The sequence below is a fragment of the Flavobacterium pectinovorum genome (assembly GCF_022802975.1).
GTDB lineage: Bacteria > Bacteroidota > Bacteroidia > Flavobacteriales > Flavobacteriaceae > Flavobacterium > Flavobacterium pectinovorum_B.
This window is the reverse complement of the sequence record NZ_JAFEVZ010000002.1, coordinates 464,333-485,167: the sequence shown is the minus strand read 5'-3', so window position 1 is coordinate 485,167 and position 20,835 is coordinate 464,333. Positions and strand designations below refer to the sequence as shown.

The 20,835-nt window shown below is 33.5% G+C and carries 21 protein-coding genes and 1 riboswitch; of the genes, 14 read left to right on the top strand and 7 right to left on the bottom strand.

All coding sequences use genetic code 11. The features are described 5' to 3' along the window. Positions 1-19: 19 nt before the first annotated feature. Positions 20-3,439, bottom strand: a complete 3,420-nt coding sequence (locus FLV_RS04820; protein ID WP_243231316.1) for a T9SS-dependent choice-of-anchor J family protein — start codon at positions 3,437-3,439, stop codon at positions 20-22. A gap of 337 nt (positions 3,440-3,776) precedes the next feature. Between FLV_RS04820 and FLV_RS04815 the strand changes: the two genes are divergently transcribed. The 3 genes from FLV_RS04815 to FLV_RS04805 all read left to right on the top strand — a co-directional run bounded on the left by FLV_RS04815 (position 3,777) and on the right by FLV_RS04805 (position 5,430). Continuing rightward, a complete protein-coding gene (locus FLV_RS04815) occupies positions 3,777-4,343 on the top strand; it encodes a pseudouridine synthase (RefSeq protein ID WP_243231315.1) in 567 nt (188 codons plus the stop codon). A 141-nt stretch (positions 4,344-4,484) separates the two neighbouring features. Continuing rightward, complete coding sequence (locus FLV_RS04810) at positions 4,485-4,940, top strand: tRNA (cytidine(34)-2'-O)-methyltransferase (protein ID WP_243231313.1); 456 nt, start codon at positions 4,485-4,487, stop codon at positions 4,938-4,940. Between the two features lies 1 nt (position 4,941). Next, entirely contained in the window at positions 4,942-5,430 is a 489-nt protein-coding gene (locus tag FLV_RS04805) for a hypothetical protein (protein WP_243231307.1), read from the top strand. On the opposite strand, the gene FLV_RS04800 is transcribed toward FLV_RS04805, so the two are convergent. The 4 genes from FLV_RS04800 to FLV_RS04785 all read right to left on the bottom strand — a co-directional run bounded on the left by FLV_RS04800 (position 5,417) and on the right by FLV_RS04785 (position 9,016). Continuing rightward, positions 5,417-6,193, bottom strand: a complete 777-nt coding sequence (locus FLV_RS04800; RefSeq protein WP_243231304.1) for an ABC transporter ATP-binding protein — start codon at positions 6,191-6,193, stop codon at positions 5,417-5,419. The genes FLV_RS04805 and FLV_RS04800 overlap by 14 nt on opposite strands. A gap of 95 nt (positions 6,194-6,288) precedes the next feature. Beyond that, positions 6,289-6,702: a GxxExxY protein gene (locus FLV_RS04795; RefSeq protein ID WP_243231302.1), complete on the bottom strand. Its 414-nt coding sequence runs from the start codon at positions 6,700-6,702 to the stop codon at positions 6,289-6,291. A gap of 141 nt (positions 6,703-6,843) precedes the next feature. Then, positions 6,844-7,872, bottom strand: a complete 1,029-nt coding sequence (locus FLV_RS04790; protein ID WP_243231300.1) for an iron ABC transporter permease — start codon at positions 7,870-7,872, stop codon at positions 6,844-6,846. A gap of 1 nt (position 7,873) precedes the next feature. After that, positions 7,874-9,016 carry an ABC transporter substrate-binding protein gene (locus tag FLV_RS04785; protein ID WP_243231297.1) on the bottom strand — a complete coding sequence of 381 codons (1,143 nt, stop codon included), beginning with the start codon at positions 9,014-9,016 and terminating at the stop codon, positions 7,874-7,876. 148 nt (positions 9,017-9,164) lie between these two features. Between FLV_RS04785 and FLV_RS04780 the strand changes: the two genes are divergently transcribed. The 8 genes from FLV_RS04780 to FLV_RS04745 all read left to right on the top strand — a co-directional run bounded on the left by FLV_RS04780 (position 9,165) and on the right by FLV_RS04745 (position 17,710). Beyond that, on the top strand, positions 9,165-9,527 hold the full coding sequence (locus tag FLV_RS04780; RefSeq protein WP_243231294.1) for a DUF5522 domain-containing protein: 363 nt from the start codon (positions 9,165-9,167) through the stop codon (positions 9,525-9,527). Positions 9,528-9,701: 174 nt separating this feature from the next. Then, the gene (gene cobU, locus FLV_RS04775; RefSeq protein WP_243231290.1) at positions 9,702-10,211 is read left to right on the top strand and encodes a bifunctional adenosylcobinamide kinase/adenosylcobinamide-phosphate guanylyltransferase; all 510 of its coding nucleotides are present in this window, start codon (positions 9,702-9,704) and stop codon (positions 10,209-10,211) included. A gap of 224 nt (positions 10,212-10,435) precedes the next feature. Continuing rightward, positions 10,436-12,115, top strand: coding sequence for a nicotinate-nucleotide--dimethylbenzimidazole phosphoribosyltransferase (gene cobT, locus FLV_RS04770; RefSeq protein WP_243231283.1), 1,680 nt, complete (start codon positions 10,436-10,438; stop codon positions 12,113-12,115). 78 nt (positions 12,116-12,193) lie between these two features. After that, positions 12,194-12,979: an adenosylcobinamide-GDP ribazoletransferase gene (locus tag FLV_RS04765; protein WP_243231280.1), complete on the top strand. Its 786-nt coding sequence runs from the start codon at positions 12,194-12,196 to the stop codon at positions 12,977-12,979. Beyond that, positions 12,964-13,497 carry an alpha-ribazole phosphatase gene (cobC, locus tag FLV_RS04760; protein WP_243231278.1) on the top strand — a complete coding sequence of 178 codons (534 nt, stop codon included), beginning with the start codon at positions 12,964-12,966 and terminating at the stop codon, positions 13,495-13,497. Before FLV_RS04765 ends, cobC begins: the two co-directional genes overlap by 16 nt. Positions 13,498-13,567: 70 nt before the next feature. After that, positions 13,568-13,773: riboswitch (cobalamin riboswitch) on the top strand. A 27-nt stretch (positions 13,774-13,800) separates the two neighbouring features. Further along, on the top strand, positions 13,801-15,636 hold the full coding sequence (locus FLV_RS04755) for a TonB-dependent receptor plug domain-containing protein (protein WP_243231276.1): 1,836 nt from the start codon (positions 13,801-13,803) through the stop codon (positions 15,634-15,636). Between the two features lie 2 nt (positions 15,637-15,638). Continuing rightward, positions 15,639-16,670: a YncE family protein gene (locus FLV_RS04750; protein WP_243231269.1), complete on the top strand. Its 1,032-nt coding sequence runs from the start codon at positions 15,639-15,641 to the stop codon at positions 16,668-16,670. Between the two features lie 53 nt (positions 16,671-16,723). After that, complete coding sequence (locus tag FLV_RS04745; protein WP_243231267.1) at positions 16,724-17,710, top strand: T9SS type A sorting domain-containing protein; 987 nt, start codon at positions 16,724-16,726, stop codon at positions 17,708-17,710. 134 nt (positions 17,711-17,844) lie between these two features. On the opposite strand, the gene FLV_RS04740 is transcribed toward FLV_RS04745, so the two are convergent. Further along, complete coding sequence (locus FLV_RS04740; protein WP_243231266.1) at positions 17,845-18,153, bottom strand: GNAT family N-acetyltransferase; 309 nt, start codon at positions 18,151-18,153, stop codon at positions 17,845-17,847. Between the two features lie 263 nt (positions 18,154-18,416). Between FLV_RS04740 and FLV_RS04735 the strand changes: the two genes are divergently transcribed. Continuing rightward, positions 18,417-19,076, top strand: a complete 660-nt coding sequence (locus tag FLV_RS04735) for an alpha/beta hydrolase (RefSeq protein WP_243231264.1) — start codon at positions 18,417-18,419, stop codon at positions 19,074-19,076. Positions 19,077-19,239: 163 nt separating this feature from the next. Then, positions 19,240-19,737, top strand: a complete 498-nt coding sequence (locus FLV_RS04730; protein ID WP_243231261.1) for a hypothetical protein — start codon at positions 19,240-19,242, stop codon at positions 19,735-19,737. Between the two features lie 172 nt (positions 19,738-19,909). Here FLV_RS04730 and FLV_RS04725 read toward each other — a convergent pair whose 3' ends face one another. Continuing rightward, on the bottom strand, positions 19,910-20,425 hold the full coding sequence (locus FLV_RS04725; protein ID WP_243231258.1) for a DUF2892 domain-containing protein: 516 nt from the start codon (positions 20,423-20,425) through the stop codon (positions 19,910-19,912). Positions 20,426-20,591: 166 nt separating this feature from the next. Between FLV_RS04725 and rpmH the strand changes: the two genes are divergently transcribed. Continuing rightward, positions 20,592-20,753 (top strand): 50S ribosomal protein L34, encoded by a 162-nt coding sequence (gene rpmH, locus FLV_RS04720; protein WP_008464848.1) that lies wholly within the window; start codon positions 20,592-20,594, stop codon positions 20,751-20,753. Positions 20,754-20,835: the final 82 nt, after the last annotated feature.

Below are 20,835 nucleotides of genomic sequence, written 5' to 3'. Positions count from 1 at the left end.
AATAAAAAATTATTTCTGCTTATTTTTTTATCACTTTTCCTTTAAAAACAACTTTGTTATTTTCTGTCAATGTAAAAATGTAAATTCCTTTTTGCAGATGACTTACCGGAATTACTGTAGTACTTACATCCTGTCCAGCTTTAATTTCAACAGGATTCCCAGTCAAACGTCCGTTGATATCATACAATCTTAATTTTAGATTTTTATCTGTATTACTTTTTACAAAAACATTTAACACATCAGTTACAGGATTAGGAAATGCTTTTACGGTAAATCTTTTATTGGTTTCAAAATCAATTGTCCCCAGATTATCCTCTTTCAATTCAAAACGCGCAATTACAGGTCCATGGTCTGAAGTTGTGGTTGTATAACTGGCAATATCTGCACGCGGATCATAAACAGCAATCGAATTTGATAGGTATTCATCTGTCAATTCATTTGAAATAACAATATGGTCCAAAAATCCTCCAGAACTTAAAAAACTGTAAGCCCCAGCCTGGCTAATACCTAACGTAAGCGCATCATATCTGTTGGTATCATTCACAAAAGCTTCATAAGAAGAAGGATTTGGAGTGATAACAGATGCTTTTACATCATCGTTAAAATCTCCCAGAATTATCAGATTAGAATCAGGGTAATGAACATCTAAACTGTCTTTTAACAATTCGACATCATATTTACGCATATTGTATCTCGATATATCAGACCCGCTGTTAGCACGAGCGTGAAGATCAATCAGGTTGATTTCTTTTTTAACACCACCAATATTGGTTTCAATTTGTACCAGATAAGGCAAACGACCTGAAGAGAAAAAACTAGCCCCGTTTCCGCCCGGATAATTAGGCAAAGTTGTAGTTCCTGCACGAACCTCATCGTATAAATCTTTAAACATTACACGAGCATTTTTTACAGTTGTAGTCTGCGTATTATAAAGTACCACTAATTTTTGAGGCGGAAAATTTGGATCCGGTGCATTAAATGAATACGACCATGATGTCGAAATTGATTTATCAAATGTTTTACCGTTAATACTTATTTTTTGAATCAATGTATCAATAGACGGATCATCAGATACTTCCTGAACCACATAAACATCGGCATTTAATTTGTTCATTACCTTCGCCACATTATCTATCTGTAAAGCATCATCCGTTGGACCAAACTCTACATTGTCAGTTCCTTTTACATCGGTACCAAAAAACTCTAAATTGTAGGTAACAACATCAAAAGTATCTGCTTTTGGAATTGAAGAACCCGTTAAGTTTCCAATTTGTTTATTTAAAGAAGTTCCGGTTACTGTTAATACTCCGGAAATAGTTAATGCTTTTACCGAAGGAGTGAATCTTGCATAAATTGTTTTTCCTGCTGATGCATCAAGAGCATCTACAACAACATGGGACTGAAAAGAATTATTATCTAAAGACAACTCATAATCAGCAGGAGCAGTAATGGTAATATTTCCATAACCTTCGGCTTTGAAAACAAAAGACTGACCGGCAGAAACAGCATTCTCATTTACATCACCAAAATCCAAAACCGGATTTGCATCTACATAACCTGCATCATCTGTAATGGCTACATCATCTAATGACCATTCTGCAGCAAAATTGGTTCCTCCTGCTGTAGTTTCATACACCCAGGCCAAATAAGTACTATTGGTTTTATATGCTGCTAAATTTATAAATTGTGACGGCACATAAGTTCCTGTTGTTGTTGGAAATTTACCGTCTAATTCTATCCATGAAGCTGTTTCCGGATTGCTTTTTCCATCATAATTTGTCGAAACCATTAATTTCAAACTTGTACCTGCATAAAATTTACGGGAATAAAAAGACAGTAACGCAAATTGATTAAAATTATCCAAACGTAATCTAGGCGAAATTAGCCAGTCTTTACTGGCTCCTGCATCAGAATACCCGTTCATAAGTACAGCACCGGTTCCTGAATTTACGTTTCTGGCAACAGTTGTACTTGTCCAGCTATTTACATTTCCCGCAACGCTATATTGTGTCCAGCCACTATTTGTTAACACATTTACATCATTAAATCCCTGAACATAAGGATCAATCCCTGTACCGGACAAAGTGATACTTTTTGTCACTGCACCTGTTGACTCATGTGTTATCTGCCCTGTAAAACTTCCCGTAGAAGTTGGTGTAAATCGAACATATATGGTTTGAGGAGTATTTGAGATAAAATCAGCTGCTGTGTAAATCAAAGAAGAACCAAACGAAATATTGTTTTTAGAAATTGTAAAATTTACAGGAGCTGTAACTGTTACATCCGCAGTAAGGTTTAATCCCTGAATTTGGTAATTTAAACTTTCAGGACTATAATTTGCTTCAGAAAAACCTAAATCAAGAGACGAAACTGAAGTTGATAAAGATGGAATAGCAACACTTGAGGTTGTAGCATCGACTTTATTAACAACAGACTGAACATTTCCATAAGGATCTTCAGAAACAGAAAATACAGCATAAGCAGTATTCAGACTCAATCCTGAAAAACTTTTTACATATTCCTGAGAAGCATCCGTAATATCCAAATATCCCGCTTGTAAAGCTGACGCACCGGCTGCATCCTGACCTGCTTTAACCTGAGTAACTGATGGCGTAGCGCTTCCTGCAGATAACAACACATAATAGGTTTTACCAACTTCATCGATTTTGTTAATGAAATCGAAACTTTCTGATAAAACATTAGCTGTTTTGGGATAATCTGCCTCACTGATTGGAGCAACAATATCACTTTTGATATCAATATTATCAATTGCAAAAGACGGACGGGAACCACTACCGGATTCTTGTCTGGAAATCCATCTGATTTGAACTTCAGGCTGATTATCACATTCTGCCGGTAAAGTAACTTTTATAGTTTTAGAATTTTGTGGTGCAATAATTCCTGAACCGGTTTGTGTAGTGGTATTATTTCTATAGGCCGTTTCTAATAATGATTTAAAAGGCGCTATAGTACCTACTCTATATTGCAGCACCATTTCATTAATACGGATGTTGTTTCCTCCGTCATAAGGATTACGAATTGTCATCGCATCATACTTGACCTGTATCGCTTTTTCTCCAGTCGCATTAAAGGCAAACGCAATAGTTAAGTTCAAATTAGATCCTCCGTTTAGAAATCCAATTTTCCCATTATAGTTATGTACGTTTCCACTATTAGTACCAGCAGAACTATTTGCCGTTAAATTTTTGTCAGAGCCGGCTGGCAAAGTACCACTGGTGGTATATGTTGTTGCAGCCGCAGCAGTCGCTAACCAGCCCTGAAAACCTGCCGGATAAGTTGTTGAATTATGTGCCAATAAATCAAAATTTTGCACGTATGGCAAATCCTGAGCGGCCGGCATAGTCTGGGCACTTACAGAAAAGCAATAAAAAAAACTTAAAAAAGCCATCAGATGGCGTACAGTGTAGATCTTTTTCATATCAAAAAAATAGAGTTTTTATAAGCCAAATTTATATCCTTTAAAGTTAAGGGAATATTATAAAACCATAAACTTAAGACCCTTAAACTTATAAACATTTCATATCAAAAAACACAAAAAAAGCAAACTATTTAAATTATTCTCAATCATTACTCAATTGCAATGATGATATTACTTTTTAAACTCCTTCGTTTTCGAATCATTATTACTTAAAATTTCTATATTAATATTACAAATTCAAAAACTCGGATAGAAGTCATTTAGCATAGTTTAGGTTTATCTAATTTTGTTCTTTCAATGCTTATCAAACAAAACTATCTTTGCATAAAAACTAAAAATGCATCAACACTTCATTCTTTTTAAACCTTACGGCTACCTCAGCCAATTTATATATGAACTAAAAAGAAAGAAAAAGCTTTTAGGTGAATTATATAATTTCCCTGAAGGCACAATGGCTATTGGCCGATTAGATGAAGATTCTGAAGGCTTGCTTTTGCTTACTACTGATGGAAAAGTCAGCGAACAAATAAGAAGTAAAAAAGTAGACAAGGAATATTATGTTCAGGTTGACGGCATCATTACAGCCGAAGCTATTGAACAATTGCAAAAAGGCGTAGAAATTGGTTTTGACGGCGGAAAATACAAAACAAAGCCCTGCAACGCTTTTATCGTTACCGAAATTCCGGATTTTGGTACAAGAGCCAAAAAAATCAGAGACGAACGCCACGGCCCAACTTCATGGGCTTCGATAACAATCAATGAAGGAAAGTTTCGTCAGGTTCGAAAAATGACTGCGGCTGTTGGTTTTCCTACTTTGCGTTTAGTCCGTGTACGAATAGGAAATGTATATTTGCAAAACTTAAAAGCAGGTGAAGTCCTTGAAGTAGATCAATTTGAGAATTAGATAATTTGAAAATGTGTCAATTAGGAAATTATTTAAAATAATCTTTTAATCTTTTAATCTTTTAATCTTTTAATCTTTTAATCTTTTAATCTTTTAATCTTTTAATCTTTTAATCTTTTAATCTTTTAATCTTAAAAAATAATGCTAAACATTGTTCTTGTAGAACCGGAAATACCAAATAACACCGGAAATATAGGTCGCTTATGTGTAGGGACAGAAAGCCGGTTACACTTAATTCACCCCTTTGGTTTTGTAATTAATGATAAAAACCTAAAACGTTCCGGGTTGGATTATTGGGTACATCTTGATGTGACTGAATATCAAAATATAGAAGAATGGATTGCACAAATCCCGGATCAGTCACGTGTGTTTTTAATGAGTTCGCATGCTGAGAAATCGTATTTGGAAACTGATTTTGAGGATGGAGACTGGCTGGTTTTCGGAAAAGAAAGTGTTGGTTTGAGCAAAGAAGTTTTAGCACGTTTTGAAAATCATTTAACGATTCCGATGTCTAAGTTAATCCGCAGTTTTAATATCGCAAATTCGGTGGCATTTGTTGTTGGGGAAGCTAAGAGGCAGATCGGATTGAAGAAATAATATGAGACCTTTAATTGATGAAAATAATTTAAGTTATTCTAAAGAATTTCTAATTTATTATAGCCGAGGTATTATTCTTTGGAGAATATTGCTTATCGTTGGAGCTTTCGTAGGGTTTATTTATTTCTACATGCAAAACGAACTTATTGTCGTTGCATGTTTGTTTTTTCTTTTTATTTTTCAAATTCCTTTACTTATCAAATCAATAAAAAGAGTTGACGAAATTCAGTTTAGAATTAACTCTAAAGGCATCCAATATAGAAATAACTCTTTGATTCCATGGAGTAATATTGAAAACGAAAGAGCTATTTGGGAAGATAGTGAAAACAAAAATGACAGCACAACATACTTTATCTATCATATTATCGAGCCAAGCCAAATCATGAAATTTAATCTTGCTGGATTAAGTACAGACATAAGCGAATTAAGCATAGCCCTTACGATTCACAGGAATAGATTTAAGAAAGAAAACAATATTAATTCACAATAAACTTCCCTTTTTCTGCATCAAAAACAATATGTTCGTCTTTAAACAAAGTGTCGAAGCTTCCTTTCGAAATTAAATTACAAGGTTCATCCTGCACCACCATTTCGGGTGTCATGATAATCATTTCGTCGCTTAACTGAATTGCCAGATCAATGTCGTGTGTCGAAAATAAAATACATTTTTGGGTTTCCTGCGTTAGCTTTTTCAGCAATTTGAACAGTGAAACTTTATGCAGTAAATCAAGGTGCGTTGTGGGTTCGTCCAGAATAATCAAGGGCGTGTCCTGTGCCAGAGCTCTTGCAATTAAAACTTTTTGCAATTGTCCGTCACTGATTTCAAAATGTCTTTTTAGAGCCAAATGTTCTATTTGGGTCAGTTGCATGGCTTCGTTAACTTTTTCGATATCGGTTTGTGACAAAGTACCAACCCAATTGGTATAAGGCTGACGTCCCAAAGCTACCAATTCAAAAACCGAAAGATTACTTGGCGGCAGTTTTTCGGTTAAAACCAAACTTAAATTTTGTGCTAATTCTAATGGTTTGTATGTGTTTATATTTTTGTCATTCAGAAAAACATTTCCTGCCAAAGGCTGTTGAATTCCGGTAATCGTTCTCAATAAAGTAGATTTACCAATTCCGTTTGCACCTATTAATGAAATAAGTTTTCCTGAATTTAAATTCAAATTTAAGTCTCCGGCAATAGTCACAACACTCTTTTTGGACTTGTAACCAATGGCTAAATTTAATGTCTTTAATATACTTGTCATAACGATTATTTTTAAACACATAGAAAAATAGATTTTCTTTTGTATTTGAAAGTTGATTAAAAATTTACTAGTAAATTAACACATAGCTTTTGAACTTAAAACTTTGGCAATAATTTGTAATATTCATTTACAAATGTTTTTTGCCCTTCTTTAAAAATATTAAAGCAATTAAAATTTATTATTATTCCTTTTGGCGCTTTCAATAGTTTCATATAGGTCATTATTTGCGCTTCATGAATGGGATTTATTTCTAAAACAGCTTTCAATTCAATAACTAAACAGTCCTCAACAAATAAATCACATCTCATGTCTGCATTTAATTCTTTATTTTTATAAATTAATGGAACTTTCATTTCTGTTAAGAAGTTTATGTTTCGATATTTTAATTCTTCTTTCAAACATTGATGATAAATGTTTTCTAGTAAACCCTTTCCAATTGTTTTATGCACTTCAATACAAGCGCCAATAATATTATAACTTAATTCATCTAAATATTTCTGCGTGATCATTATTAGTTAATTAAATAGAGAACTAGTTTTAATTTCTGCAAACTCTATGTTTGTTTAAAAAAGTGAAACGCCTTTCACGAGCTTTTAAAACTATGTTTCTATGTGTTTAAAAAACTAAGATATTAAATATTTTGTAAGCTTTTACTGAAAATTTCTTTTTCTTATCAATAACCAAATCACAACCGGCGCCCCAATTATAGACGTAATAGCATTTATTGGAAGCGTTACATCAAAGCCCGGCATTTGAGAAACGATATCACAGAATAGCACGATAATGGCTCCAAAAAGCAAAGTACTCCAAAACAAAATCATATGATTGCTGGTTTGAAACGTCAGTTTTGCGATATGCGGAACTGCAAGACCAATAAAGGCAATCGGACCTGCAAAAGCGGTGATACTTCCGGCTAAAATACTGGTTGCAAAAATAATGATCAAACGTGCTTTATTGAAATTCAGCCCCATGCTTTTTGCATAATTTTCACCCAGAAGCAAAGCGTTTAAAGGCTTGATACTTCCTGCGCTTAAAACCAATCCAAAAAGCACGCTTACTGCCAAAACAGTTATTGATTTCCAGGAAAGGTTTCCAAGATTTCCTAACGACCAAAAAGTAAATTTCTGAAGCTGTTCAGCGGTACTAAAATAAGTTAAAACACTCACAATTGCCGTAGTAAAACTCCCAAACATCAATCCCACAATTAGAATGGCCATTGTATCTCGTAATCGCTGTGAAACTACCAAAACCAATAACAAAACAAGCGTACTTCCTAAAGTCGAAGCCAAAACAATTCCGTATGATGATAATGCAATCGTTCTCAAAAAGGAAGGCAGAAATCCTGCGCCCAAAATTACAAATGCCACTCCTAAACTTGCACCGGAGCTTAATCCCAGAACATAAGGTCCTGCAAGCGGATTTCGGAATAAAGTCTGCATTAACAAACCGCTTATTGAAAGCCCGGTTCCAACTAAAATGGCGGTAATGGCTTTTGGCAAACGGTAATTAATTATAATATATTCCCAGGTTGATTTACTGGCCTCACCACCGGTTAAACTTGCATAAACATCTTTAAACGGAATATTTACTGACCCCAGACTAATGCTGGCAAAAAACATCAGAAGAAGTCCTAAAGCCAAGATGGCAAATAAAATTGTATTTCTTTTTTGGTTCGCCAATTTAATTCAGTTTGGTTGCAAAAGTAAACTCATACCCAGGCAGTAAATCCGGGTGGAAAATTTTGATATAATCTTTGAGTACCAAATCCGGACGGCTTGGGGATAATTCATAATAAATAGTTCCGCCGGTAGCACCAAACTTACTTTCTAAACAATAAACTGATTTATTGGCAAAAGCATCAAATTCACTATAATGCGGATTCGCTTTCTGTAATTCGTCTAGGGTTTTAAAAGAACCCGAAACAATCCAAAAATTGGCTGTTTTGGCTTTATCCAGAACTTTTTCAAATGACAAACCCTGACTTCCTGTTCCTTCTAAATCTGACCATAAATAATTAGCCTGAGCATCTTTCATAAATTGGGCAACCCAACTATTTCCTTTGGCAACATACCAGACATCTTCGTACATCGAACCGTATAAAACAGTAGAACTTGCAGGTTTTTCAGCTACTAATTTCTTAGCCTGATTATAACTTGTAACGATTTTGTCGAACAATTCTTTTGCTTTGTCTTCTTTGCCAAATAAAGCTCCGTAAAGTTTTATCCATTCTGCTTTTCCTAAAGGGGACTGTTCCATCCAATCGCCCTGAATCAATACATTTAAACCACTTTTTTTCAAATTATCCAACATTGGATTATTATTGTCTACTCCAAAAGTCACAATTAAATCCGGTGCTAAATCTATTAACTGTTCTATATTTAATTTTTCGTTTTGACCAACGTTTTTAACAGAACCTTTGTCTATTAATGCTCTTGTTTTTTCAGAAGAAATATAATCTGTATGCGGAAATCCTGTCAGTTTATTTTCGACATTAAGCATTTCAAGAAACGGAATATTCGTTGTTGAAGTAACTACAACAGATTCTAAAGGAACTTTAATAGTAGTATAAGATTGCAAACTATCCGGGACTTTAACATCTTTTTCTTTTAAAACATATTTAAAATTTTTAGTAGCATTTGGCCATGGATTTGAAATCGTTACCACTGAATATCCTTCATGTTTTACGATCGAAAGCCCTGAGGCATATTCTATACTGTTTTGAGGGATTTTAGAAGTTATAATTTCTGTGTTTTCATTTTTCTTACATCCCGTCAGAAGAAAAAAAGATACAATAAAAATAAATTTGGAAAATAAATGTTTCATATAGGTGTTATGGTTTCAGGGAATATGGCATTATTATTGTCTGTTCTCATTGATGTCTTTATCAATAATGACAAAGGTAACGTAATTTATTATTTTTTTTATTTACCTTTATTCTTACAAATTCAGACAAACCAATTTTTACATATTTATGAATAGTCTAAAAACAAAAGTTTGTTCGAGCTGTGAATCCTCTTTTAGCTGCGGAAACATTTCTACTGAAAATAATTGCTGGTGTAATGATTTTCCTCCTATTTTTAATCTTTCAGAAGGAGGAGATTGCCTTTGCCCTAAATGTTTTAAAGAAGCATGCATTGACAAAATTGATGCCTATGTTGAAACTATTACTCCTAAAAAAGCACTTAAAAATAAAGCTATATCTTTACCAAAAACTGAAAAATTAGTTGAAGACATAGACTACTATATCGAAAATGGCAATTATGTTTTTAAAACCTGGTTTCATTTAAAGAGGGGAACCTGCTGTGGAAATGCCTGTCGTCATTGTCCTTATTAACTGTTAGATGTAAAATGTGATTTATTAAATGCGTGAAGATTGAATTTACAAATAAAACTATTCTTTTACATCTCGCTTTTCACAAATCACAAATCACAAATCACAAATCACAAATCACATTTTACATTTTTACATTTTTACATTTTTACATTTTTACATTTCACATTATAAACAATGATTTACTTAATAACCGGAGGCGAACGATCAGGAAAAAGCAGTTATGCACAAAATCTGGCTTTACGACTTTCTGATACTCCAATTTATGTGGCAACGGCCAGAAAGTGGGATGATGATTTTCAAAACCGAATTAACCGTCACCAGCAGGAACGCAACGAACAATGGACCAATATTGAGAAAGAGAAGTATTTGAGCGAAATTGATTTTTCAGGCAAAACTGCCTTGATCGACTGTGTAACGCTCTGGCTGACCAATTTTTTTGTTGATACCAAAAATGATGTTGCCTTATCACTGGAAGAAGCAAAGGCTGAGTTTGAAAAAATAGCCCGTCAACAAAACACCAACCTGATTATTGTAACAAACGAAATTGGTATGGGCGTTCATGCCGATACCCACATTGGCAGAAAATTTACCGAACTGCAGGGCTGGATGAATCAGTTTCTGGCTTCAAATGCTCATGAAGTTGTACTGATGGTTTCAGGAATACCTGTCAAAATAAAAGGGTAGGCAAATTTCAATGACAAAAATCATTATCAATGGCAATTTCAAAAATCAATATAAATAAAGAAATTCCAAATTTTAAATTCCAAATTCCAAAGCGCTGTCTTAACTTTACATAAATTCAAACATTCAGATTGCTTTTTGATATTGAATTTGATGTTTGATATTGTTATTAAAATTGATTTTTGAAATTGCCATTGATATTTGACATTGTAATTGATTTTTGAAAAATGAGCTATTTAGACAATATATTAAAATCACGCCGTGATACCCGACATTTTACAAACGATGCTGTTCCTGACGAAGTGATTGAAAAAGCTTTACAGGCCGGACATTGGGCGCCTTCTGTAGGACTGACCGATGCCACGAGATATTACATCATCAAATCGACAGAAGTAAAAAGCGCTGTTAAAAAGCTGTTTTTGGATTATAATAAAAAGGCCGAGGAACTCACGGATAATCCGGAGCAAAAAGAGCATTATAAATCCCTTAAACTGGAAGCAATTGAAGAAGCTCCAATTGGACTCATCATTGCTTACGACAGATCGGTTCTGAATCAGTTTACGATTGGAACTGTAGGCAGTAATGAGGCAGTAAAATTTAGTTCGGTTTGTGCAGCGCAAAATATCTGGCTCTCGCTGACAGAACAAGGTTACGGAATGGGCTGGGTTTCGATTTTGAATTATTATCAGTTTAAAAAAATACTCGATTTACCCGAAAACATTGAACCTCTGGGCTATTTCTGCATTGGAAAACCAGCTACGAATTATGACAATCAACCGATGTTACAGCAATTGCACTGGAAACAAAAATCGGAAGCACCGGATTGTACTGAAATTAAAAATGTTACTCCAAATTATATTTCTGATTTTGTTTTAAAATCTCAACCTGAAACTGAAAACACAACGAATTTCAGCAGACTTTTACAGGAAAAAATAGATTCTAAAACCAAACCGCTTGGTGCTTTGGGAACTTTAGAAACTTTAGCTTTTCAATTAGGAATCGTTTTTAAAACTTTAAATCCCAAAATAACAAATCCGAATATTGTGGTTTTCGCAGCAGATCACGGAATTGCAAATCATGGTGTGAGTGCTTATCCGCAGGATGTAACCAGACAAATGGTTCATAATTTTCTCGAAGGAGGCGCCGCAATTAATGTCTTCTGCAATCAACATGATATAAAACTCTCCATTGTAGATTCGGGTGTCAATTATGATTTTCCAACGAATGCTAAATTAATCAATGCTAAAATCGCCAAAGGAACCCAATCTTTTTTGCATGCACCGGCAATGAGCGAAACCGAATTGCAATTGTGTTTTGAAAAAGGCAAATTAATTATTGAAACTATTGCCAAAACTGGTTGTAACTGTATTGGTTTTGGTGAAATGGGAATTGGAAACACTTCGACAGCTTCAGTTCTGATGAGCCTTTTAACTGGTTTTTCAATTGAAGAATGTGTTGGAAAAGGAACGGGAGTTCTTGATGACAAATTGATTCAGAAACAAAACCTGCTAAAAAATGCAATCGAAAATTATTCCGGTCCAGCCGAATTAATGCAGCAACTCGCTTACTTTGGAGGTTTTGAAATCATACAGATGGCAAGCGGAATGGTAACGGCTTTTGAAAATAAAATGATAATACTTGTTGATGGTTTTATTTGCAGTGTCGCCTTTTTAATTGCTTCTAAAATAAATCCTGATATTCATAAAAATGCTGTTTTTAGCCATTGCTCCGCCGAAAAAGCACATCAAAAATTATTAGATTATTTAAAGGCAAAACCAATTTTAAATTTAGATTTACGCCTAGGCGAAGGAACTGGCTGTGCAATTACTTTTCCTATTTTAAAATCGGCAGAAGCTTTTTTAAACGAAATGGCCAGTTTTGAAAGTGCAGGCATTAGCAGAAAGTAAATACAATATCAATTGCAAAAATCAATTGCAAAAATCAATTGCAAAAATCAATTGCAAAAATACCACAAACCAATTTCAATGAAAAAAGAACTACATATTTTCTTCACTTGTCTAATGTTTTACACCCGGATTCCATGTCCGAAAAACATCAGTCACGATCCTGAATATTTAAACAAGGCTACGCGTTATTTTCCTTTTATTGGCTGGATTGTCGGGAGCATCTCATTTCTTGTTTTTTATATTGCTTCTCTTTTTCTCTCTACAGAAACGGCTGTAATTTTAGGAATTATCGCTTCAATATTAACAACTGGCGCTTTTCATGAAGACGGTTTTGCCGATGTTTGCGACGGTTTTGGCGGAGGCTGGACCAAAGAAAAAATTCTGACAATTATGAAAGACAGTGCCATTGGTGCTTATGGAGCCATTGGTTTGGTGCTGCTTTTTTTATTGAAATTCAAATTACTCTCAGAAACCATCTCACATTTTACAAATTACAATTTTCTGATTTTTCTTTTGTTTATTTCTGCTCATTCTATAAGTCGTTTAGCCGCAATTTCAATTATTTTTACTCATGAATATTCGCGCGATGACGCTTCCAGCAAAAGCAAACCAATTGCAAAAAAATATAGCTGGAAAGAAGTTTTCGGAGCTTTTTTCTTCGGATTACTGCCGTTAATAGTAGTTTCCTATTTTCAATACAAAATACTTTTCACTTTAATTCCTGTTTTCCTGACTCGTTATTTTATGGCTCATTATTTTCAGAAATGGATTGATGGTTATACAGGAGATTGTTTAGGAGCGACTCAACAAGTTTGCGAAGTAGTTTATTATTTAAGCATTCTTTTTTTATGGAAATTTATCTAGTACGTCATACCGAAACGATCTGCGAAAAAGGAATTTGCTACGGACAATCTGATGTGGATTTGGCAAAACCTTTTGATATTGTTTTTGAAAATATTCTTACGCAATTACCTCAGGAAGCCATTATTTTTTCGAGTCCTTTAAAACGCTGTGTGATTCTGGCAAAATACATTGAAAAGAATATTAAACCCATTTCGTACCAAGAAGACGAACGCTTAAAAGAAATGAATTTTGGCGATTGGGAATTAAAAAACTGGAATGATATTCCGCCCGAACAACTCAATCCCTGGATGGAAAATTTTGTCAACATAAAAGTTGCTAACGGAGAGTCTTTTTCTGAACTTCATAAAAGGGTTAAAAGTTTTTTGTCTGATAAAATTTCAGAAACAATTCATCCTGTCATAATTGTTGCCCATGCAGGCATTATCAGAAGCCTTTTGTGCCACCAAACTTCATTGCCTTTAAAAAAAGCATTCGAAAACAAAGTAAATTTCGGACAAGTTATCAAACTAAACCTGTAATTCCTCTCACTGTTTTGCATTATAATCTGAAAAGTAAAACAAATTTTGAATATTCAATATATTTAACTTTATCTTTGCACCAAATTAAGGTTGTGTTTTTATTAAACACATTAAAAGGGAATCAAGTCAAATCTTGAGCTGTACCCGCAACTGTAAGCTTAGTTCTGTATTAAAGAATGCTTGTTGTTAACTACAAACCACTGTCATATCATACGTGATGGGAAGGTAAACAACAAGACGCAAGCCAGGAGACCTGCCTTTATAAACAAATATCGAACTCTCGGGAAAAAGAGTGTAGAAATTATGATTTTAAAAAAACGATTTACTTTTTGCTTGCTGCTTTTGTGCCAGTTTATTTTGGCGCAACATGACTCTATTACAAAACTGAAAGAGGTTGTTGTATCGGACTCAAATCTTAAAAGATTTTCGAATACACAATCAATTCAACGATTAAGTGATTCTATTATCAGTAAAAATGAATCTTCATTAACTTCCCTTTTAAACTATAACACCGTTATTTATTTTAAAGAAAATGGTTTGGGAATGACTTCATCTCCATCATTTAGAGGAACTACTTCGCAGCAAACAGTTGTGGTCTGGAACGGAATAAACATAAACTCTCAATTACTTGGTCAGGCTGATTTTAATACTATCTCTACACGTAGTTTTAATTCTATTGATGTTAAAGCAGGAGGAGGAAGTGTTGTATACGGCAGTGGTGCAATTGGAGGCACGATTCATTTAAATAATGATTTAAAATTCACCGACACTTTCAAAAATGATTTTCAGATTTACTATGGTGAATTTAATACCTTAAGTGCTGTTTACGGTATTACAGCAGCAACCGAAAAATGGAGTGTGGATGCAAGTTTTACAAGAAACAGCTCAGACAACGATTTTAAATTTGTTGGTCAGGAAGTGTGGAATAAAAACGGACAGTATTACAATAACAGCCTTAATGCCGCCGTAGGCTATAAAATAAACGACAAAAACACTGTTAAGTTTTATAGTGAAATATTTGATGGCGAGCGTCATTTTTCGCTTACTTCTCCAAATGAAACCAAAACCAAATATCAAGACTACAATACCCGAAATTTATTAACCTGGAGCAGTAATTTTAGCAAATTTGAATCTAATTTAAGACTTGCTTACATTTCTGAACATTATAAATATTATGAAGATATAAAAAGGGAAGGTTTTACTTCCGGAGGAGTAAAAAGTTTTATTGGAAAATATGATATTGATTATGCAATCTCTTCTGCAATAAAAGTCAGCACAATTTTAGACTACACAAAAAATAACGGTTTAGGCTCAGGAATTGGCAGAAACAATCGTGAAATTGGCGGAGCAAGCATTTTATGGAAACATAATTTAAATGACAAATGGAATTATGAATGGAGTGCCAGAAAAGAGATTTCAGATGTTTATAAAAGTCCGGTTCTTTTTTCAGCTGGTTCCAGATATAATTTTTCAGATTTTTATCACCTTAAAGTTAATGTGTCCAGAAATTTCAGAATTCCAACCTTTAATGATTTGTACTGGGAAGGAAGCGGTAATCCGGATTTAAAACCTGAAAACTCTTTTCAGGCAGAAATAGGAAACGAATTTAAATATAAAGATTTTCGACTCACGGTTACCGCCTATGGAATGAAAATAAAAGATATGATTCGCTGGCTGCCAAACAATTCTGGAAATTGGTCTCCGGAAAACACAGACAGAGTTACTATTTATGGCGCTGAAGCACTTTTGGGATGGAAAAGAAACTTCAATAAGCATACATTTGATTTTAGCGGAACTTATGCATACACCGTTTCATTAAACGACAAAACTGATAAACAGCTTTTTTACGTACCCTATCACAAACTTACCGGTTCATTATCTTATTACTACAAAAAGCTTTCGGCTTATTATCAAATTATGTACACCGGAGAAATTTTTACCACATCAGATAATAATCCAAAGTACATTTTGGATGCTTATAATGTTTCAAACGTTGGTGCAGATTACAATTTCAGCAAAAAAAATATTTTTAAAATTGGTGTCAGAGTGGCCAATTTATGGAACGAGAAATATGAAGCGCTACCAAGCCGCTATATGCCTGGAAGAAACGCAACTATTTATTTAAACTTAAACTATTAAAAATGAAATTTAAAAATCTTTATTTAGGACTTATTGCATCTGTTTTTTTATTTGCTTCCTGTAGCAGTGATGACAATACTATAATTGATACCCCATTAGGAGCATACGACAATGGCGTATTGATTTTAAACGAAGGGAATTTTAAAACACCAAATGCATCGGTATCTTATATATCTAATGACTTAACGACTTCACAAAACAACATATTTGCTGTTGTAAACCCTACAAAAGTATTAGGAGATGTAGCACAATCATTAAGCTTCAGTGATGACAAAGCGTTTATTGTTGTAAACAATTCTAATGAAGTTGAAGTTGTAAATCGTTACACTTTTCAAAGCCTAGGGACTATTACTGAGAAATTAGAAAACCCACGCTATAGTGTAGTTTTAAACAATAAATTATATGTAACTAATGCTTTGTCAAATGCAGTAACAGTTTATGATGCAAAAACTTATGCCTATTCAAACTCAATATCTGTAGAAAAAACCGTAGAAAAAATTGTAGTAGCAAATAATAAACTTTATGTTATGAATGGTGCTTATGGTTATGGAAATGAAGTTACTGTGATTGACCCTTCAACAAATCAGGTTTTGACAACTATTACAGTTGAAGATGGAATAAATTCTATTGAAGAAAAAAATGGAAGTGTATATGTAATGTGCGGAAATAAGGACAACAGTAAATTGTATAAAATTAATACTAATACTGATACTGCAACATCTATAGAATCAACCACTTTAAAATATGTATCAAATATGGATATTGATGGAGATAAAATTTATTACACGCAAGAAGGCAGTGTGTATGCTATGGATCTAAATGCTGCAACTTTTAGCACAACCCCAATATTTACTAATACTTATGTACAATACTCTACCTTTTACGGATTTGGAGTTATTAATGGAAAAATTTATTCTGGTAATGCAAACGGATTTACACAAGACGGAATTGTTACCATATACTCTTCTACAGGAACAGTATTAAAAACTTTAACTGTTGGCATTGCACCAAATAGTTTTTATTCAAACAATTAAAAAACAAAAATGCCCTTATAATAAAACTGTAAGGGCATTTTTAAACCTTTATTATGATAAAAAAATTACTTTTCACCTTATTACTTACATCATCGATAATTTCTGCACAATCGTATGCCCCCGCAGCAGGTGAGACAGGCAGTACTGCCATAGCAAAAAGCAGTACAGTTTTTATAGGTTGGGCAACCGGTATTACTGTAGTAAGAGGCCCGCAGGATATTGCCAACCCAACAGGTCCTTTGGCTACTGGCGGAACCCCAAATGATGGAATGAAAGGCGGAACATCAGGATCAGGTGTTGTGTGTCTGGGTGACGGCGGGAGCGCAACCTTAACTTTTGATACTCCTATTGCCAATGGCCCCGGATTTGATTTTGCAGTTTTTGAAAATGGATTTAAGACCGGTGGTTCAGGGTTGGCTTTTTTAGAGTTGGCTTTTGTTGAAGTAAGTTCAGATGGAGTTAATTTTTTCAGGTTTCCTTCACACAGTGAAACACAAACTAATACTCAGGTTGGACCTTTTGCCGGAATTGACTGCAGATACATCAACAATCTAGCCGGAAAATATGTCAATGGCTACGGAACCCCTTTTGACTTATCAGACATTGCCGACAATGCATTTTTAGACAAAGACAACATTACACATGTTAAAATAATTGATGTTATTGGTACAATTGATCCATTGTATGCCTCTTATGACAGCTTTGGAAGAATCATTAATGATCCTTACTCAACTCCTTTTCCATCAGGTGGTTTTGATTTAAACGGAGTGGGTGTAATTAATCAAAAAACATTAGGAAATAAAGATTTCAATATTGATTCCGTGACATTATACCCAAATCCGGCTTCAAACATTGTTTATTTGAATACTGAAGAAGAAAAAAGCAGTATTGTAATTTATGACATTAACGGTAAAATTGTAAAAAAACTACCAAAATCAAATCATAAGGAGATTACTGTTTTTGATATGACTTCAGGTACTTATCTTTTTGAAGTGACCCTTCAGGAGAAAAAAATAATCAAAAAAATAATTATAAATTAGTTAATTTTTATTTTTAGATTTTGTTTCTGGACAAAAAGGCTTTCATTTCTGAAAGCCTTTTTTTGTATTTCATAACCTGATGTATCCTGTATCTATGCAAAACTTGGATTAGGAATCGGTTTTATCAGCGATTTTTAAATTCTTATTCCCGGCGGAAGCAATTCTTTATATTTTGGATTTTTTTTAAAAAAAACAGCAATTTTTGGATGAATTGGAACAACTCTGAACTTTTTCTCTATACTCAGTTCCATTATGTTTTTAAGCAGTATATCAATCATGGGCTGATTTTCAAAATTTTCAGGCATGTTAATTTTAGTCAAAAAAATCTTTTTTTCCTGAAATGAATATTCAACACTCAATAAGCCCTCCGGGACTGTAGCCTCAAATTGTCTTGCAAAAGTATTGTCTTTAATTTCCATTACGGCAGGTTCCATATTTATCATGTTTTTGGGGTGAATAAAAAATATTAGAAAATAAACGTGAAAATAATATCAGATAAAATCTTTAAAAAGTGTTTTATCTGTAAAGAATTCAGCTCACAAAGATAATCATTTGATTTTCAACATAACACATTATTATTAAAGAAGTAGAATCATTTTAAATAATAATTGGTTAGTAACTTTATAAAATAATTAAGTATAAGATTTACTCTACATATTAGCAAAAAAGGGTAAATTTATCTTCAACTTAAAACCGCTCTCTGAAAATGAGTAAGATTCCTGTTTATTTTATGCCCGGATTAGCAGCTAGTCCCACCATTTTTGAAAGAATAAAACTTGACGAAACTGTTTTTGAAATGTTTCTGCTCGAATGGAAAATTCCACTTGTAAAAGAATCATTATCTGATTATGCGCTTAGAATCACAAAAAACATCAAACATGAAAATCCGGTTTTAATCGGGGTTTCTTTTGGTGGGATTTTGGTTCAGGAAATAGCCAGACATATCGAAGCCCGAAAAGTTATAATTATTTCGAGTGTGAGGAGCAATACAGAATTCCCAAGGAGAATGAAAATCGGAAAAACCACAAAAGCCTATAAACTGATTCCGATGAAACTCATTTTGAATATTGAAAATCTTGCAAAATACTCTTTCGGAGAAAAAGTAAACAAACGCATCAAATTGTACGAAAAATTTCTGGCTGTCCGGGATTTGAATTATTTACAATGGGCCGTCGAATCTGTTATTTTGTGGAACCGAAATCAAATAGACGAAAAAGTCATCCATATACACGGCGATCAGGACGATGTTTTCCCTATAAAATACATCAATAAATGTATTGTGGTAAAAGGCGGCACTCACATTATGATTTTGAATAAATACAAATGGCTGAACGAAAATTTACCTTCTATTATATTGGAGGACTAAAATAACGTTTACTACTTCTATTGTCATCCTGAGCGGAGTCGAAAGCTTTAGAATTCAAAAAAAGCTTCGACTAAGTTTATCCAGAAAGAAGACGAATGGACTGAGTCTGACATACTGAAAAGAACTTTGATGAAGTAGATTTAATCTATTAAGAAAATTTTATATGAGAATCTTTATAATAATTGGATTACTTCTTTTATTAGGATGTGAATCTCCCAAAAAGAAGTATGATTTTACTTTTTTTAAATGGAATATTCGTGAGTCCTATTATTTGAAGTTCAATTCTTCTGATACGCTTTATTATGTTGATGTGTATGGATATAAGGAAGAAACATCTTTTGCAATTTTAAATAAAGATGAAAAAGAAAGAATTGAAAACATATTAGATACAATTACTTTTCTTAAAGAAGAAGTTTTTGATAATAACATGATTGAAGATGGGCAGACTTATGCTTTTTTATTAAAGAATGATAAGCAATCCAGAAAGTTAAAAATTCATGGTCGTAATGGTCCAACGCAATTTTGGATGTTTGGTGAATCGTTGGAAAAAATTAAAGATAATCATACATTCATTAAAATGAACAAAAAAATTAATTTGAGGGAAATTAATAAAATGGTTATAATGCCTCTTCCTCCAAATTTTAAAGTTGATATTGATTAATAAATTGTTTTTAATGCGCAAACAAAGTCATTGCGAAGAACGAAATAACCTCACTAAGATTGATAATATTAATAAAAGATATGCTGTATGAGATTACTTCGTTCCTCGCAATGACAAAAAAATCCCAAACTCGCTAGAATTTGGGATTTAAAATATTGTAATTTTAGAAAAATTAGATTTTCTTCATTTGTTCTTTCATCATCGTGATTTGTTCTTTCAGCATTCCTTGTCTGTCTAATTTTTTAGCTTCGTTTAATAAATTAGTCGCTTCCAGTTTTCTTCGGCGTGACATGGCTACTCCCGCAAGATTTAATTTTGCTACCGCTAAATCCATATCCATAGACAAACCAAGTTCGATAGCTTTTTTGAAATGCTTCTCAGCCTGATTGATGTTGGTTTGCGACAACATGATTCCGTGAAGGTAATTAAAGTACCCCTGTTGCTTTCTTACCAAAGCAGTTTCAGGATTTTTAATGTATGCCAGCCATTTTTTAGCGCCCTCGAAGTCTTGTTTTCTTAATTTAAGGAAAGCTAAAAGGATAAATTCGTTTTTAAAGTAAAGAAACACAGGAATTGCAGTCAGTAAAATAAGGAAAATTCCATTGCCGATATTACTTTCTGTAAATTGCCAAACGCCAGCGACTACAAGAAGTCCGGCTAAAATAAGTTTAATATTTTTATGAAACATAATAGGTGTATATTTGTAACTGCAAATATAGTAAAATGAATTAAAAATATTTTTATAAAACTACTTGCCAGAAAAAAAAGTCTTTGTATATTTGCACTCGGTTTTGGGATAACGATATTCAAAAACAGAAAAGAGATATTAGATACCATTTTAAAGATACAAAGCAATGAGCAAAAGAACGTTTCAACCATCGAAAAGAAAAAGAAGAAATAAGCACGGATTTATGGACAGAATGGCCTCTGCGAATGGAAGAAAAGTTCTAGCGCGTAGAAGAGCTAAAGGAAGACATAAATTAACTGTTTCTAGCGAGCCTAGACACAAAAAATAATGTTTGTATAAACATACATAAGGCGATTACTTTTTTAGTATCGCCTTTTTTTATACCTTGTTGGTAAAAATTTTCTCAACAT

Excerpts from the sequence above, each read along its gene's own strand:
- FLV_RS04725 (WP_243231258.1), bottom strand. The coding sequence starts at position 20,425 with ATGTTTCATAAAAATATTAAACTTATTTTAGCCGGACTTCTTGTAGTC.
- FLV_RS04745 (WP_243231267.1), top strand. The coding sequence starts at position 16,724 with ATGATAAAAAAATTACTTTTCACCTTATTACTTACATCATCGATAATT.
- FLV_RS04785 (WP_243231297.1), bottom strand. The coding sequence starts at position 9,016 with ATGAAACATTTATTTTCCAAATTTATTTTTATTGTATCTTTTTTTCTT.
- FLV_RS04755 (WP_243231276.1), top strand. The coding sequence starts at position 13,801 with ATGATTTTAAAAAAACGATTTACTTTTTGCTTGCTGCTTTTGTGCCAG.
- cobC (WP_243231278.1), top strand. The coding sequence starts at position 12,964 with ATGGAAATTTATCTAGTACGTCATACCGAAACGATCTGCGAAAAAGGA.
- FLV_RS04780 (WP_243231294.1), top strand. The coding sequence starts at position 9,165 with ATGAATAGTCTAAAAACAAAAGTTTGTTCGAGCTGTGAATCCTCTTTT.
- FLV_RS04740 (WP_243231266.1), bottom strand. The coding sequence starts at position 18,153 with ATGATAAATATGGAACCTGCCGTAATGGAAATTAAAGACAATACTTTT.
- FLV_RS04805 (WP_243231307.1), top strand. The coding sequence starts at position 4,942 with ATGAGACCTTTAATTGATGAAAATAATTTAAGTTATTCTAAAGAATTT.
- FLV_RS04815 (WP_243231315.1), top strand. The coding sequence starts at position 3,777 with ATGCATCAACACTTCATTCTTTTTAAACCTTACGGCTACCTCAGCCAA.
- FLV_RS04735 (WP_243231264.1), top strand. The coding sequence starts at position 18,417 with ATGAGTAAGATTCCTGTTTATTTTATGCCCGGATTAGCAGCTAGTCCC.
- FLV_RS04810 (WP_243231313.1), top strand. The coding sequence starts at position 4,485 with ATGCTAAACATTGTTCTTGTAGAACCGGAAATACCAAATAACACCGGA.
- FLV_RS04795 (WP_243231302.1), bottom strand. The coding sequence starts at position 6,702 with ATGATCACGCAGAAATATTTAGATGAATTAAGTTATAATATTATTGGC.
- FLV_RS04800 (WP_243231304.1), bottom strand. The coding sequence starts at position 6,193 with ATGACAAGTATATTAAAGACATTAAATTTAGCCATTGGTTACAAGTCC.
- FLV_RS04820 (WP_243231316.1), bottom strand. The coding sequence starts at position 3,439 with ATGAAAAAGATCTACACTGTACGCCATCTGATGGCTTTTTTAAGTTTT.
- rpmH (WP_008464848.1), top strand. The coding sequence starts at position 20,592 with ATGAGCAAAAGAACGTTTCAACCATCGAAAAGAAAAAGAAGAAATAAG.
- FLV_RS04765 (WP_243231280.1), top strand. The coding sequence starts at position 12,194 with ATGAAAAAAGAACTACATATTTTCTTCACTTGTCTAATGTTTTACACC.
- cobT (WP_243231283.1), top strand. The coding sequence starts at position 10,436 with ATGAGCTATTTAGACAATATATTAAAATCACGCCGTGATACCCGACAT.
- cobU (WP_243231290.1), top strand. The coding sequence starts at position 9,702 with ATGATTTACTTAATAACCGGAGGCGAACGATCAGGAAAAAGCAGTTAT.
- FLV_RS04730 (WP_243231261.1), top strand. The coding sequence starts at position 19,240 with ATGAGAATCTTTATAATAATTGGATTACTTCTTTTATTAGGATGTGAA.
- FLV_RS04750 (WP_243231269.1), top strand. The coding sequence starts at position 15,639 with ATGAAATTTAAAAATCTTTATTTAGGACTTATTGCATCTGTTTTTTTA.